The organism is Stenotrophomonas bentonitica, from assembly GCF_002887735.1.
GTDB classification, from domain to species: Bacteria; Pseudomonadota; Gammaproteobacteria; order Xanthomonadales; family Xanthomonadaceae; genus Stenotrophomonas; species Stenotrophomonas bentonitica_A.
This window is the reverse complement of record NZ_PKQP01000005.1, coordinates 193,197-207,891: the sequence shown is the minus strand read 5'-3', so window position 1 is coordinate 207,891 and position 14,695 is coordinate 193,197. Positions and strand designations below refer to the sequence as shown.

The 14,695-nt window shown below is 66.4% G+C and carries 14 protein-coding genes and 1 pseudogene; 8 read left to right on the top strand and 7 right to left on the bottom strand.

Features of this window, described 5'->3' with window-relative positions; translation table 11 throughout:
• The first annotated feature begins 43 nt into the window (after positions 1 to 43).
• Entirely contained in the window at positions 44 to 1,735 is a 1,692-nt protein-coding gene (locus C0R07_RS11805; RefSeq protein ID WP_070471681.1) for a proline--tRNA ligase, read from the top strand.
• Between the two features lie 152 nt (positions 1,736 to 1,887).
• Positions 1,888 to 2,262: pseudogene (locus C0R07_RS11800) on the top strand (H-NS family nucleoid-associated regulatory protein); the annotation flags it as partial.
• Positions 2,263 to 2,352: 90 nt separating this feature from the next.
• Here C0R07_RS11800 and C0R07_RS11795 read toward each other — a convergent pair.
• Entirely contained in the window at positions 2,353 to 3,612 is a 1,260-nt protein-coding gene (locus C0R07_RS11795) for a threonine/serine ThrE exporter family protein (RefSeq protein ID WP_019182566.1), read from the bottom strand.
• A 120-nt stretch (positions 3,613 to 3,732) separates the two neighbouring features.
• Between C0R07_RS11795 and C0R07_RS11790 the strand changes: the two genes are divergently transcribed.
• From C0R07_RS11790 to C0R07_RS11775, 4 genes are read left to right on the top strand one after another with little or no spacing between them, the layout of a single operon-like run.
• On the top strand, positions 3,733 to 4,884 hold the full coding sequence (locus C0R07_RS11790) for an ABC transporter permease (protein ID WP_390329074.1): 1,152 nt from the start codon (positions 3,733 to 3,735) through the stop codon (positions 4,882 to 4,884).
• 3 nt (positions 4,885 to 4,887) lie between these two features.
• Positions 4,888 to 5,718: an ABC transporter ATP-binding protein gene (locus C0R07_RS11785; protein WP_102788990.1), complete on the top strand. Its 831-nt coding sequence runs from the start codon at positions 4,888 to 4,890 to the stop codon at positions 5,716 to 5,718.
• A 3-nt stretch (positions 5,719 to 5,721) separates the two neighbouring features.
• Positions 5,722 to 6,648, top strand: coding sequence for an MlaD family protein (locus C0R07_RS11780; protein ID WP_019182569.1), 927 nt, complete (start codon positions 5,722 to 5,724; stop codon positions 6,646 to 6,648).
• Positions 6,645 to 7,304 (top strand): ABC-type transport auxiliary lipoprotein family protein, encoded by a 660-nt coding sequence (locus C0R07_RS11775; protein WP_019182570.1) that lies wholly within the window; start codon positions 6,645 to 6,647, stop codon positions 7,302 to 7,304. The genes C0R07_RS11780 and C0R07_RS11775 overlap by 4 nt, the downstream gene beginning before the upstream one ends.
• Here the strand turns inward: C0R07_RS11775 and C0R07_RS11770 are convergent.
• The 3 genes from C0R07_RS11770 to C0R07_RS11760 are packed head-to-tail and all read right to left on the bottom strand — an operon-like array spanning position 7,282 to position 9,299.
• The gene (locus tag C0R07_RS11770; RefSeq protein ID WP_102788989.1) at positions 7,282 to 7,872 is read right to left on the bottom strand and encodes an alpha-ketoglutarate-dependent dioxygenase AlkB family protein; all 591 of its coding nucleotides are present in this window, start codon (positions 7,870 to 7,872) and stop codon (positions 7,282 to 7,284) included. The two genes, C0R07_RS11775 and C0R07_RS11770, sit on opposite strands and share 23 nt — an antisense overlap.
• 58 nt (positions 7,873 to 7,930) lie before the next feature.
• Positions 7,931 to 8,563 (bottom strand): CoA transferase subunit B, encoded by a 633-nt coding sequence (locus C0R07_RS11765; protein ID WP_019182572.1) that lies wholly within the window; start codon positions 8,561 to 8,563, stop codon positions 7,931 to 7,933.
• 1 nt (position 8,564) lies between these two features.
• Positions 8,565 to 9,299 carry a CoA transferase subunit A gene (locus tag C0R07_RS11760; RefSeq protein WP_102788988.1) on the bottom strand — a complete coding sequence of 245 codons (735 nt, stop codon included), beginning with the start codon at positions 9,297 to 9,299 and terminating at the stop codon, positions 8,565 to 8,567.
• Positions 9,300 to 9,459: 160 nt separating this feature from the next.
• Between C0R07_RS11760 and C0R07_RS11755 the strand changes: the two genes are divergently transcribed.
• On the top strand, positions 9,460 to 10,809 hold the full coding sequence (locus tag C0R07_RS11755; protein ID WP_102788987.1) for a phosphomannomutase: 1,350 nt from the start codon (positions 9,460 to 9,462) through the stop codon (positions 10,807 to 10,809).
• Positions 10,810 to 10,824: 15 nt separating this feature from the next.
• Complete coding sequence (locus C0R07_RS11750) at positions 10,825 to 12,228, top strand: mannose-1-phosphate guanylyltransferase/mannose-6-phosphate isomerase (RefSeq protein WP_102788986.1); 1,404 nt, start codon at positions 10,825 to 10,827, stop codon at positions 12,226 to 12,228.
• Positions 12,229 to 12,365: 137 nt separating this feature from the next.
• On the opposite strand, the gene rfbD is transcribed toward C0R07_RS11750, so the two are convergent.
• The 3 genes from rfbD to rfbA are packed head-to-tail and all read right to left on the bottom strand — an operon-like array spanning position 12,366 to position 14,694.
• Positions 12,366 to 13,256 carry a dTDP-4-dehydrorhamnose reductase gene (rfbD, locus tag C0R07_RS11745; protein WP_102788985.1) on the bottom strand — a complete coding sequence of 297 codons (891 nt, stop codon included), beginning with the start codon at positions 13,254 to 13,256 and terminating at the stop codon, positions 12,366 to 12,368.
• Positions 13,253 to 13,810, bottom strand: a complete 558-nt coding sequence (rfbC, locus tag C0R07_RS11740) for a dTDP-4-dehydrorhamnose 3,5-epimerase (RefSeq protein ID WP_102788984.1) — start codon at positions 13,808 to 13,810, stop codon at positions 13,253 to 13,255. The genes rfbD and rfbC overlap by 4 nt, the downstream gene beginning before the upstream one ends.
• Positions 13,807 to 14,694 carry a glucose-1-phosphate thymidylyltransferase RfbA gene (gene rfbA, locus C0R07_RS11735; RefSeq protein WP_102788983.1) on the bottom strand — a complete coding sequence of 296 codons (888 nt, stop codon included), beginning with the start codon at positions 14,692 to 14,694 and terminating at the stop codon, positions 13,807 to 13,809. Before rfbA ends, rfbC begins: the two co-directional genes overlap by 4 nt.
• Between the last annotated feature and the right edge of the window lies 1 nt (position 14,695).

The window sequence follows — 14,695 nt, the reverse complement described above, 5'->3', positions numbered from 1 at the left end:
GGACTGGCAGAATATCGGCTTCTGCCGTTCAGCGAAGCCGACGATGCGCCTCTCCCAGTTCCACCTGCACACCACCAAGGAAACCCCCAGCGACGCGGAGCTGACCAGCCACCGCTTGATGCTGCGCGCGGGCATGATCCGCAAGCTGGCCTCGGGGCTGTACACCTGGTCGCCGCTGGGCCTGCGCGTGCTGCGCAAGGTCGAGCGCATCGTGCGTGAGGAAATGGAGCGTGCCGGCGCGGTGGAATTCCAGATTCCGACCCTCCAGCCCAAGGAACTGTGGGAAGCCACCGGCCGCTGGGAAAAGTTCGGCCCGCAGCTGCTGAAGATCAAGGACCGCAAGGAGCAGGTCTTCTGCTACAGCCCGACTGCCGAAGAGGCCGCTGCCGATTTCGCGCGCCAGGAGCTGTCCAGCTACAAGCAGCTGCCGGTCAATTTCTTCCAGATCCAGACCAAGTTCCGCGACGAGATCCGCCCGCGTTTCGGCGTGATGCGCGCGCGCGAGTTCCTGATGAAGGATGCGTACTCCTTCCACCTGCACGATGAGTGCCTGGTGCGCGAGTACGAAAACATGAAGTCGGCCTATGCCCGCATCTTCACCCGCCTCGGCCTGGATTTCCGCATGGTGCAGGCCGACTCCGGCGCGATCGGTGGCGACGCCTCGCAGGAATTCCACGTGATCGCCGAGTCCGGCGAAGACGCGCTGGTGTTTTCCACCGGCTCGGATTACGCCGCGAACATGGAAGCGGCCATCGCCGCGGCCCCGGGCGAGCGCCCGGCCGCCAGCGAAGCACTGCGCAAGGTCGACACGCCCACGCAGAAAACCTGTGAAGCGGTGGCCGCCCTGCTCGGCCTGGGCCTGGAGCGCACGGTCAAGTCGATCGCGATCATGAGCGAGGGCGGCTTCGTGCTGGCGCTGGTGCGTGGCGATCACGACGTCAATGAAATCAAACTCGGTAAAGTCGAGGGCCTGCAGGGCTACCGCATGGCCAGCGAGGCGGAGATCGCCACGCACCTGGGCAGCCAGCCCGGTTTCCTCGGCCCGCTCAATCCGGCCCAGCCGATCCGCATCGTCGCCGACCGCGACGTCGCCGCGCTGGCCGATTTCGTCGTCGGCGCCAACGAAGCCGGTTTCCACATCGCCGGCGTCAACTGGGGCCGTGACCTGCCCGAACCGGAAGTGGCGGACATCCGCAACGCCAAGGCCGGTGATCGCGCCGCCGATGGGGGTGAGCTGAAAATCGCGCGCGGCATCGAGGTCGGCCACGTGTTCCAGCTCGGCCGCCAGTATGCGCAGGCGTTGAATGCGACCGTGCTCGACGAGAACGGCAAGGCTGCGGTATTGGCGATGGGCTGCTACGGCATCGGCATTTCGCGCATCGTGGCTGCGGCGATTGAACAGAATCATGACGACGCCGGCATTATCTGGCCCGACGCGATGGCGCCGTGGCAGGTAGTGGTCTGCATGATCAACCCGAAGCAGGACGAGACCGTGTCGGCCACTGCCGCCGAGCTGCTTGCACAGCTGCAGGCCGCCGGCCTGGACGTGGCCCTGGACGACCGCGGCCTGCGCCCGGGCGCGATGTTTGCCGACATGGAACTGATCGGCGTGCCGCACCGGATCGTGGTGTCCGAACGCGGTGTCGCCGCCGGCACGTTCGAGTACCGCGCGCGCAGCGCGGCCGAAGCGGAAGTCCTGGACAAGGACGCACTGCTGGCGAAGTTGACGCAGTAATGACAAAGGCCGGGTGAATAACCCGGCCTTTTCAATGGCGGACCCGGTTTCAATATCTCCGGTTTGTTTGTGTATTTCGCAAAAGAGAATGTATGCTGTTTCCGATGCCAAGGACCGGCTCACCCTGTCCTTAATATATTGCGGAGTAGTAGATGAGCATTGACCTGAGCGGCCTGTCCGCCAAAGAGCTGGGCGCGCTGATCAAGAACGCCAAGAAGCAGCAGACCATCGTGGCCAAGCGTCCGGCGATCAGCAAGGTCCGCGCGCAGCTGACCAAGCTGGCCAAGGCCCAGGGCTATTCGGTGGAAGAACTGTTCGGCGGCGCCGCCCCGGCCGCACGCGGTCGTGCCGCGGGCAAAGCGACCAAGGCCCCGGCCAAGGCCGTGCGCAAGCTTGGCAAGGTGGCCCCGAAGTACCGCAATCCGGCCAACCCGAAGGAAACCTGGACCGGCCGTGGCAAGCAGCCGCGCTGGCTGGCCGCGCATACCGCCAAGGGCAAGAAGGTCGAAGAGTTCCTGATCAAGAAGTAAGCCGGTCAGTTACTGACGCACATGGACACGCCGGCCTCGCGCCGGCGTTTTCGTTCCTGGTGCACACCTGCGCGATGGCCGCGGCGGTCAAAGATTCTTGCGTGCCGGGATCAGCAGATTGCCGAACAGCAGCCCGGCCACCAGTGCCATCACCACGTTGAGCACGGTCATCAGCACGGTCTGGCCGGCGCTCATGTCCTGCTGCTGGACCAGGGTCAGCACGCCACGCAGGCTGGTACTGCCGGGCACCAGCATGATGATGCCGGGCAAGCGGATGATCGCGCCCGGGCGCTGCGCCAGGCGACCAAACAGGTTGCCTGCGGCCGTGAGCAGCATCGCCGACATGAAAATGCCGGCCGGTATGCCCCACGCCTGGCCCGCGAATTTTGAAATCGCATAGCCGGCCACCGCCGCGGCCATCACCCACGGAAAATCGCGCCGGTTGGCTTTGAACAGCATCGCGAACGCGAAGGCGGCCAGCAGCAACGCACCCCACTCGACCCAATCGGCCTGTGGACGCGACGCGCGCACCAGTGGTTCCAGCCCGACGATGCCGGACAGGGTCACCGCGATCACCGCGCCCACCGTCAGTTTCAGAATCGTGGTCACCGCACCGGCGAAGCGTGCCGTCCCCGAGACCCAGTGCTGGCTGGCCAGTTCGTTGACCGCATTGGTCAGCGACATCCCGGGCAGCAGCACCACCAGCGAGGCGATGATCACCGTATTGAGGTTGAGCGCGCCGATGAACGAGGCCACCAGCGTTGCCACCGAACCGGCAAGCAGCGCCGCCAGGGCTTCGTTGGCCTCGCGCGTGGCCGGGCGGCGGTCGGTGTACATGCCCATGACGCCGATCAGCAGGCCGATCACGCCGGCGGTGGCGATATCCAGCCACGGCAGTTTCCACAGCCCGGCCACGCCGGCCGCGCCGAGGCTGTAGGAGAGAATCGTGCGGACCTTGCCCCAGCGCCCGGGGTCCTTGTCCAGCTGCCGCAGCGCGGTATGCCCCTGCGCGATGCTCATGGTGCCGTTGGCCACCGCATCGGTGATCTGGTCGGCGATGCTGAGTTTATGCAGATCGTTTTCGCCGGGGGCCAGGCGGATCACGCGGGTGATGTCCGACGAACCGATAGCCTTGGTGGGGTCGCTGAAACTCAGGATCAGGCCGGTCGGGTTCGACCACGGCTCGCAATCCAGGTCCAGCCGCTGCGCCAGGGCGACCACCGCCGCCTCCAGCCGCTGCGCGGTGGTGCCATAGCTGTGCAGGCGCCCGGCCATTTCCGAAACGAAGGCCACGCGCTGAGCGTAGGTGGCCGGTGGTGCAACGATGGTGGGGGCGTCGGCAGACATGCGCCGTAGTATTACCCGAACACGCCCCGGCCTGAAGAATCCCGGTGTCATGATGCTGGCGCGCGCATGCCCGGCAGTGCCGAGCGGCGTGTACGGACCGGTCCGGCGCATACGCGAGCCATGCACCCGGACAGGGTATGCTGCGCGCAGGACGCCTACATGACCTCAGACCAAGCCCCCCATCTCGAGCAGGATGCCCAGGACCCCGGCCTGATCCGGTTGTCTGGCCATTGGACATTACGCACCGCGCTGGACGCGGCCGAAGTGCTGCGCGGCCTTCCGGAGAAAGTGACCGGCCTGGACGCCAGCGGCATTACCCTGCTCGATTCAGCCGGTGTGCTGCAGCTGCTGCGTGTCGCGCACCGCGCCGACCTGGGCGAGGACGCGGTGACGTTCCGCGAGGAGCATCGCGCGCTGGTCTCCACCATCGAGGAAGTCGCCGACGACCGGCCCAAGGCCAAACGCGACTTCGGCGTGCTGGCCGCGCTGGAGCGGCTCGGTGTCAGCGTGCACGGCATGGGCCACAACATCGTGGCGCTGGCCAGTTTCCTGGGCGAGAACCTGGTCAAGGGCGCGCGCCTGATCAAGGAACCGCGCCGCTTCCGTCTCACTGCTACCGTCGCGCAGATGGAGCAGGTCGGCCTGGACGCGGTGCCGCTGGTGGCCCTGCTGTCGTATCTGGTCGGCGCGGTGATCGCCTTCCTCGGCTCCACGATCCTGCGCGACTTTGGCGCGGAGATCTATGTAGTCGAACTGGTCAGCATCGCCTTCCTGCGCGAGTTCGCGGTGCTGTTGACCGCCATCGTGCTGGCCGGCCGCACCGCCAGTGCGTTCACCGCGCAGATCGGCGCGATGAAGGCCCGCGAAGAAATCGACGCGATGAAGACGCTCGGCCTGGACCCGGTCGACCTGCTGGTGCTGCCGCGCCTGATCGCCCTGCTGATCACCCTGCCGCTGCTGACCTTCATCGCGATGGTCGCCGGCCTGGCCGGTGGCATCACCGTCGGCGCGTTCGATCTGGACATCCCGCCGCAGATGTACATCGCGCGGATGCACGACACCATGGAAGTGCGCAACATGCTGGTCGGCCTGTCGAAGGCCCCGGTGTTCGCGCTGGTGATCGGCCTGATCGGCTGCCTGGAAGGCCTCAAGGTTGAAGGCACCGCGCAGTCGGTCGGCGAGCGCACCACCTCGAGCGTGGTGCAGGCCATTTCGCTGGTGATCATCCTCGACGCGTTCGCCGCGCTGTGGTTCATGAAGATGGGCTGGTAACCGATGAGCACCGATACCGCTCCGGCCATGGACCGCGACGACGCCGCCACCGGTGATGGTGAACTGCTGATCCGCGTGCGCGGGCTGACCAACCGTTTCGGCGCGCAGGTCGTGCACGACGGGCTGGACCTGGACGTGCGCCGCGGCGAGATTCTCGGCGTGGTCGGCGGCTCGGGTACCGGCAAGTCGGTGTTGATGCGCAGCATCCTCGGCCTGCGCACGCCCGATGACGGCCAGATCGAGGTACTCGGCGTCGACGCCCGTTCCAGCGACCCGGCCAACCGCCTGCATATCGAACGCAATACCGGCGTGCTGTTCCAGGATGGCGCCCTGTTCTCCTCGCTCACCGTGGGCGAGAACGTACAGGTGCCGCTGAAGGAACACCACGGCGAGTTGCCCGAGCGCTGGCATTACGAGCTGGCCCTGCTCAAGGTGAAGCTGGCCGGCCTGCCGGCCGATGCGATCAACAAGCTGCCCTCGCAGCTGTCCGGCGGCATGCGCAAGCGCGCCGGCCTGGCCCGGGCGCTGGCGCTGGACCCGCCGCTGCTGTTCCTGGACGAGCCTACCGCCGGGCTGGATCCGATCGGCGCGGCCGCCTTCGACCGCCTGATCAAGACCCTGCAGGAAGCGCTGGGCCTGACGGTCTTCCTGATCACACATGATCTGGACACGCTGTATGCGATCTGTGACCGGGTGGCGGTGCTGGCCGACAAGAAAGTCATCGCCAATGCCCCGCTCCACGAGATCGAACAACTGGACCACCCGTGGATCCAGGAGTACTTCCACGGACCGCGCGCGCGTGCTGCGCGCGATGCAAAGCACGAGAGCGAGTAAGCCATGGAAACCAAAGCCAATTACGTCCTGATCGGCGCCTTCACCCTGATAGTGGGCCTGGCGCTGCTGGCCTTCGGCCTGTGGGCCGCCAAGTACTCCTCCGACCGCACCTGGACCGAGTACCGCGTGGTGTTCCGCGAGGCCGTCACCGGCCTGTCGGTCGGCAGCCCGGTGCAGTACAACGGCATCGCGGTCGGCTCGATCACCGAACTGAACCTGGTACCGGACGATCCGCGCCAGGTGGTCGCACGGATCCGCCTGAACTCCAATACGCCGGTCAAGACCGACACCCGCGCCAAGCTGGCGATCACCAGCCTGACCGGCCCGTCGATCATCCAGCTCAGTGGCGGCACGCCGCAGTCGCCCGCGCTGACCGCGGTCAACAAGGATCCGGCCCCGATCATCCCGACCACCCCCTCGGCGCTGCAGAACATCACCGACGTGGCCAACCGCATCGTCGAGCGCATGGACCAGGTGCTCAGCGACCGCAACGTGGCCAGCATCAACGCCACCCTGGCCAACCTGGAAACCATCAGCGGCGGCCTGGCCGACCGCGACCAGGGTACCCAGGCGCTGCTGCTGAGCGCGCGTGATGCCGCCCGCAGCCTGGATGTGACCCTCAAGAGCACCAACGGCACCATCCAGCGGCTGGACAAGAATCTGGTGCAGCAGCTGCCGCCGATCCTGGACAAGCTGGAAACCACGCTGAGCAAGCTGGACTCGGCGGCCGGCAATGCCGATTCGATCCTTGGCGAGAACCGTGCCGCGATCAACAGCTTCGCCAATGATGGCCTGGCCCAGCTCGGCCCGACCCTGACCGAGCTGCGCGGCCTGATCCGCGACCTGCGCCGGGTCAGCGACCGCCTGGACAACAACCCGGCACGCTATCTGCTCGGCCGTGACGCACCCAAGGAGTTCGAACCCAAATGAGCCACGCGACCTTCTTCCGGCCCCTGCTGCCGATCGCCCTGATCGCCGCGCTTGGCGGCTGCTCGCTGCTGGGCAGCAACGAACGCAGCGCGGTGACGATCTATTCGCCCGTGGTGCGCATCCAGGCCGACCCGAGCTGGCCGACCGTCGATTGGCAGCTGGTGCTGGTCAAGCCCAGCGCCGCCCGCGTGGTCGACAGCCCGCGCATCAACGTCCGTCCGACCCCCTCCGAGCTGGAGGTCTACAAGGGCGTGAGCTGGGCCCAGCCGGCCACCGACATGCTCGACGACGCGCTGGTGCGCGGCTTCGAGGATTCCGGCCGCATCAACGGCGTGGCCCGGGTCACCACCGGCATCCGCGCCGACTACAAACTGGCCATGGACGTGCGCCGTTTCGAAGCCGATTACCGCGGCCAGGCCACGCCGACCGCGCTGATCGAAGTGAACGCCAAACTGATCCACGTGATCGACCAGCGCGTGGTCGCCGACCGCACCTTCCGCCAGGAAAACCCGGTCGGCAGCACCGACGTCGCCCAGGTCACCGCCGCGCTGGAACAGGGGCTGCAGACACTGACCACGAACGTGGTGGGCTGGACGCTGGTGACCGGCGAGCAGGATCACGCCCGCAGCGCGGTCACCCCTGCCCGGGTGCGTTGATCCAGCGGAACGTGAGATTGAGGCGCTCGGCCAGCGGTCGCGCGCTTTTGGGCAGGGAATGCTGGTAATGGCGCTGGGTCTGCCCCCCCATCACCAGCAGATCGCCATGGTCCAGCAGGACCTCGGCCTTTTTCGCATGGTCGTCCCGGCGCCGCAGCAGGAACCGCCGCCCCGCGCCCAGGCTCAGTGACGCGATCACCGGCGCCGGCCCGAGCTCGGGCTCGTTGTCACTGTGCCAGCCCATCCCGTCATCACCATCGCGGTAACGGTTGAGCAGCACGCTGTTGAACGCGTGGCCACAGAATGCGGCCAGCTGATCCCGAAGCGGCAGCAGCGCCGGATGCCACGGCTGCGGCACGAACTCGGTACCGGAATAGCGGTAGCGGGCGGCCGGGTCGCCCATCCAGCAGCTCAGCCGCGGGGAATCGACCTGGCGGCCGAACATGCGGATCCTGTGCACCTCCCACGGGACATCCTCGCGCAGCGTGCGCTGGAGGGTGTCGGCGGCGTCGCGGGGCAGCCAGTGGCGGTGCCAACTCACCTCGGCCTCGCGCAGATGCAGATCCATGGAATCCTCAACGACTATCGTGGTGCCCGTCGCACGGGCACCACGGCGGCGACAGCGATCAGGCCTGGCCGAAGGCCACGCCGGTCTTTTCCTTCAGCTCATCGATACCCACGCCCGGCGCGGACTCGATCAGCACCAGGCCCTTGTCGGTGACATCGAACACGGCCAGGTCGGTGATGATGCGATCGACCACGCCAACCCCGGTCAGCGGCAGATTGCACTCGGACAGAATCTTGTGCTCGCCGTTCTTGGCGGTGTGCTCCATCAGCACCACCACGCGCTGCACGCCGGCGACCAGATCCATCGCCCCGCCCATGCCCTTGACCATCTTGCCGGGCACCATCCAGTTGGCCAGATCGCCCTTGTCGGTGACCTGCATCGCGCCGAGGATGGCCAGGTTGATATGACCGCCACGGATCATCGCGAAGCTGTCGTGGCTGCCAAAGTAGCTGGCGCCCGCGCGTGCGGTCACCGTCTGCTTGCCGGCGTTGATCAGGTCGGCATCCACTTCGGCTTCGGTCGGGAACGGGCCGATGCCCAGCAGCCCATTCTCGGACTGCAACCACACGTCGACGCCGTCGGGAATATGGTTGGCCACCAGGGTCGGCAGACCGATGCCCAGGTTCACGTACGCACCGTCGGTCAGCTCGCGCGCGGCGCGCTGTGCCATTTCATCACGGGTCCAGGCCATCTCAGTTCGCCTCCTGGCGCACGGTACGCTGTTCGATACGCTTCTCGGGGTGCGGGTTGTGCACGATGCGGTGCACGTAGATGCCCGGCAGATGCACCTGGTCCGGGTCGATGCTGCCCACCGGCACCACCTCTTCCACTTCCACGATGCACAGCTTGCCGGCCATCGCGCAGGCCGGGTTGAAGTTGCGCGCGGTCTTTCGGAACACCAGGTTGCCGGGCTCGTCGGCCTTCCACGCCTTGACCAGCGCGATGTCGGCGCGCAGCGCGGTCTCCATCACGTAGTGCTTGCCGTCGAACTCGCGGGTTTCCTTGCCTTCGGCCACCACCGTGCCGTAGCCGGTCGCGGTGAAGAAGGCCGGAATGCCCGCACCGCCGGCGCGCAGCCGCTCGGCCAGGGTGCCCTGCGGGTTGAACTCCAGCTCCAGCTCGCCGGCCAGGTACTGACGCTCGAACTCCTTGTTCTCGCCCACGTAGGAGGAGATCATCTTGCGGATCTGGCGGGTCGCCAGCAGCTGGCCGAGGCCGAAGCCATCCACACCCGCATTGTTGGAGATCACGGTCAGGTCCTTGGCACCGGTATCGCGCAGCGCGGCGATCAGGGCCTCGGGAATACCGCACAGGCCGAACCCGCCGACCGCCAGGGTCTGGCCATCGGCGATGGCGCCTTGCAGCGCTTCAGCCGCACTGGCGTACTGCTTGCCACGTCGCCCGGCGTTGTCTGGGGACTTGCTCATCTACGCCCTCACCTCGTTGATGTAAGCGGCCATTGTAGCCATTGCCCGGGGCTTTCCCTGCCCCATGGGTCCGGCGTCGACCCGGCCCGCGCCGGTGAAAACGATTCCCATACACGGCAGCGGCTAAACTAGTGCGCTGACTGTCAGAAGGACTGAATAGATGACGCTCCCCGCATTCAAGGCGTACGACATCCGCGGCCGGGTTCCGGATGAACTGAACGAAGATCTGGCCCGCCGCATCGGCGTGGCCCTGGCCGCCCAGCTGTCGCCCGGCACGGTGGTGGTGGGCCACGATGTCCGCCTCACCAGCGGGGCCCTGCAGGATGCCCTGGCAGCCGGCCTGCGCGGCGCCGGCCGCGAGGTGCTCGACATCGGGCTGTGCGGGACCGAAGAAGTCTATTTCCAGGTCGACCACCTGAAGGCGGCCGGCGGGGTGATGGTCACCGCCAGCCATAATCCGATGGATTACAACGGCATGAAGCTGGTCAAGGAGCAGGCCCGTCCGATCAGCTCCGATACCGGCCTGTTCGCGATCTCCGACGCGGTCGAGGCCGACCAGGCCCCCGCAGCCGAGCCGAGCGCCGGCCTGCAGTCGCATCCGGACAAGAGCGCCTACATCGCCCACCTGCTGAGCTACATCGAGCCCAAGGCGCTCAAGCCGCTGAAGCTGGTGGTCAATGCCGGCAACGGCGGCGCCGGCACGATCGTGGATCTGCTCGCCCCGCACCTGCCGCTGGAGTTCATCCGCATCTGCCATGAACCCGACGGCAGCTTCCCCAACGGCATCCCCAACCCGCTGCTGCCGGAGAACCGCGAGCTCACCGCGCAGGCCGTGCGCGAGCATGGCGCGGACTTCGGCATCGCCTGGGATGGCGATTTCGACCGCTGCTTCTTCTTCGACCACAATGGCCGCTTCATCGAAGGCTATTACCTGGTCGGCCTGCTCGCCCAGGCGATCCTGGCGCGCCAGCCCGGCGGCAAGATCGTGCACGACCCGCGCCTGACCTGGAACACGGTGGAAATGGTCGAGGAAGCCGGTGGCCAGCCGGTGCAGTGCAAGAGCGGCCATGCCTTCATCAAGGAGAAGATGCGCTCGGAAAATGCCGTCTATGGCGGCGAGATGAGCGCGCATCACTATTTCCGCGAGTTCGCCTACGCCGATTCCGGGATGATCCCGTGGCTGCTGATCGCCGCGCTGGTCTCCGAGTCCGGCCGCTCGCTGGCCGACCTGGTCGAGGCGCGCATGCAGAAGTTCCCGTGCAGCGGCGAGATCAACTTCAAGGTGGCCGACGCCAAGCGTTCCGTCGCCCGCGTGATGGAGCACTACGCCGCGCAGGCGCCGTCGCTGGACCACACCGATGGCATCAGCGCCGATTTCGGCGACTGGCGCTTCAACCTGCGCAGCTCCAATACCGAGCCGCTGCTGCGCCTGAATGTTGAAACCCGCGGCGACGCAGCGCTGCTGCGCGCACGCACCGACGAAATTTCCCAGTTGCTCAAGGACGCCTGAGGCGAATACCCCACCATGCAGAACCTTCTTCCCGTCATCCTTTCCGGTGGTTCCGGCACCCGCCTGTGGCCGCTGTCGCGCGAGTCCTACCCCAAGCAGTTCCTGGCCCTGGCCGGCGAACAGACCATGCTGCAGGCGACCTGGCAGCGCGTAGCAGCGATCGCTGGGCGCGCGCCGCTGATCGTCGCCAACGAGGAACACCGCTTCGTGGCCGCCGAGCAGTTGCAGCAGCTGGGCGTGCAGCCGCAAGCGATCCTGCTGGAGCCGATCGGCCGCAATACCGCACCTGCCATCGCGGTGGCGGCACTGGAAGCGACCCGTGACGGTGATGATGCGCTGCTGCTGGTGCTTCCTTCAGACCACGTGATTGCCGACGAGAATGCGTTCCGCGCTGCGGTGCTGCGTGCGGTGTCGGCCGCGGAGTCCGGCAAGCTGGTGACCTTCGGCATCGTGCCGACCGGCCCGGAAACCGGCTATGGCTACATCAAGGCGGCCTCCGGCGGCGATGTCCGCGCCGTGGACCGGTTTGTCGAGAAGCCGGATGCACAGACCGCGACCGCTTACGTGCAGTCGGGCGAGTACTTCTGGAACAGCGGCATGTTCCTGTTCAAGGCGTCCCGATTCCTGGCCGAGCTGGAGACGTTCCACCCCGCCATGCTCGCCGGCAGCCGCACCGCCTGGCAGCAGGCACGTCGTGACAGCGATTTCACCCGCCTGGACAAGGACGCCTTCGCCGCCGTGCCCTCGGATTCCATCGACTATGCAGTGATGGAAAAGACCGCTGATGCCGTGGTCGTGCCGCTGGATGCCGGCTGGAACGACGTGGGCTCGTGGACCGCGCTGCGTGATGTATCCGAACAGGATGGGGATGGCAACGCGCACCACGGCGATGTGATCGCGATCGACTGCCGCAACACCTTCGCCTACGGCGAGCGGCTGATCGCCCTGGTCGGCCTGGACGATGTGATCGTGGTGGAAACCGATGATGCGGTGATGGTCGGCAAGAGCGACCGCATGCAGGAGATCAAGCAGGTGGTCGCCCAGATCAAGGCCGATGGGCGCCCCGAAGCAACCTGGCACCGCAAGGTGTACCGCCCCTGGGGCGCGTACGACTCGATCGACAACGGTGCCCGCTTCCAGGTCAAGCGCATCACCGTCAAGCCGGGTGCAACGCTGAGCCTGCAGATGCACCACCACCGTGCCGAGCACTGGATCGTGGTCAGCGGGACGGCCGAAGTGACCCGCGGCGAGGAAGTGCTGCTGCTCACCGAGAACCAGAGCACGTACATTCCGCTGGGCGTGACCCATCGCCTGAAGAACCCGGGCAAGCTGCCGCTGGAACTGATTGAAGTGCAGTCCGGCAGCTATCTGGGCGAGGACGACATCGTGCGGTTTGAAGATACCTACGGCCGTACCTGATCGACGGTAGGCAGATAAACAGAAAACCCGGCCAAGGCCGGGTTTTTTTATTGCGGGCAGAGCCACGCCATGCGTGGCTGCCCTGCCTGGGATCCTGACACCGCGTCAGCCACGCATGGCGTGGCTCTACGCCTGGGTCAACCGTCCGCGATGACCCGCGTCAGGCCGTCCTGCCAGCTCGGCAGCACGACGCCGAAGTCCTGCTCCAGCTTCGCCACATCCAGGTGCGAATAGGCGGGGCGCTTGGCCGGCGTCGGGTACTCGGCCGTAGTGATCGCCTCGACTTTCGGCGCCCGCGGCAGCACGCCTGTTGCCACCGCCTCCGCAAAGATCGCTTCGGCAAAGCCGTGCCAGCTGGTCTCGCCCTTGGCGGTCAGATGCCACGTGCCCGACAGTGCGCCGTCGTGCTGCAGCGCCTGCGCGGTCACATCGGCAATCAACGCTGCCGGCGTCGGCGTACCGACCTGATCAGCCACCACACGCAGGACGTCGCGCTCGGCCCCCACCCGCAGCATCGTGCGCAGGAAGTTGGCGCTGTGCGAGGCGTATACCCAGGCCGTGCGGAAGATCAGGTGGCGTCCACCGGCCGCACGGATGGCCTGCTCACCGGCCAGCTTGCTGGCGCCATACACGCCCAGCGGGGCGGTCGCATCGTCTTCCCGGTACGGGCGCGTGCCCTGCCCGTCGAACACGTAATCGGTGGAGTAATGCACCAATGGGACGCCGGCCCGCGCGCACCACTGCGCCAGCACGCCCGGCGCTTCAGCATTGGCGCGGAACGCGGCATCGCGGTCGCCCTCGGCGCGGTCGACCGCCGTGTAAGCGGCGGCATTGACCACCACCGTCGGCTGGACGCGGTCCAGCAGTGCGGCCAGCGAGGCGGGCTGATCGAAGTCGGCCACTTCGCACGCGCTGCCATCGGGCAGCGCGCCGCTGCGCGTGGTCGCTACGATCGTACCCAGCGGGGCCAGCGCGCGTTGCAGTTCCTGGCCGAGCTGGCCATTGGCCCCCAGCAGCAGGATCGTCACGGCTGGTAGACCGGCAGGCGGTCCTCGGCGATGTCCTTCAGGAACGGCGCGACCTCATCCTTGCCCGAGAGCGTCGGTGCACTGATCGGCCAGTCAACCGCGATGTCGGCGTCGTTCCAGCGCACGCCGGCGTCGAAGTCCTTCAGGTACACCTCGGTGCACAGGTAGCTGAAAATCGCCCGCTCGGAGAGCACGGCAAAACCATGCGCGAAGCCTTCCGGAATCCAGAACTGCTTCTTGTTCTCCGCACTCAGCACCACCGCGGCCCACTGGCCGAAGGTCGGCGAGCCGCGACGGATATCCACCGCAACGTCGTAGACCTCGCCTTCCAGCACGCTGACCAGTTTGCCCTGCGGCCGCGGCCACTGGTAATGCAAGCCGCGCAGCACACCCTTTGCCGAACTTGACACGTTGCTTTGCACGAACTTCGTCGGCAGTCCATGTTCACCGAAGCGGGCCGCGTTCCACGTCTCGAAGAAGAAGCCGCGCTCGTCGCCGAACACCGCCGGCTCGATCACAACACAGCCCGGCAGCTTGGTTTCAATGATCTTCACGGCACGACTCCTCGCACAGCCAGTTTATGAAGATACTGGCCGTACCCATTCTTGATCAGCGGCGCTGCCAGCGCTTCCAGCTGCTCGGCGGTGATCCAGCCCTGACCAAAGGCGATTTCTTCCGGGCAGCAGACCTGCAGGCCCTGACGGGTCTGGATCGTCTCGATGAAGTTGGAGGCCTCCAGCAGCGACTGGTGCGTGCCGGTATCCAGCCAGGCGTAACCACGGCCGAGCGGCTCCAGCTGCAGCGCGCCTTCATCCAGGTAGCGCTGGTTGAGATCCGTGATTTCCAGCTCACCGCGTGGCGACGGCTTGAGTTCAGCCGCGTAGTCGCTGGCCTTGCCATCGTAGAAGTACAGGCCGGTCACCGCGTAGTTGGAACGGGGCTCGGCAGGCTTCTCGACCAGACCGACAACCTTGCCATCCTTGTCGAACTCGGCCACGCCATAGCGCTCGGGGTCGTTGACCCAGTAGCCGAACACCGTGGCGCCGCTCTCGCGGGCATCGGCACGCTTGAGCACGTCGGTCAGGCCATGGCCATAAAACACGTTGTCGCCCAGAACGAGGCAGCTCGGCTTTCCGTCAAGGAACTCGCGGCCAATCAGATAGGCCTGCGCCAGCCCGTCGGGACTCGGCTGGGCGGCGTACTGGATGTCCATGCCCCACTGCGACCCATCGCCCAGCAGCTGCTGGAACAAGGCCTGCTCGTGCGGCGTATTGATGATCAGCACTTCACGGATCCCCGCCAGCATCAGCACGCTGAGCGGGTAATAGATCATCGGCTTGTCGTACACCGGCAACAGCTGCTTGCTGACGCCCTTGGTGATCGGATACAGCCGCGTGCCGGAGCCACCGGCCAGGATGATGCCTTTGCGTTGAGTCATT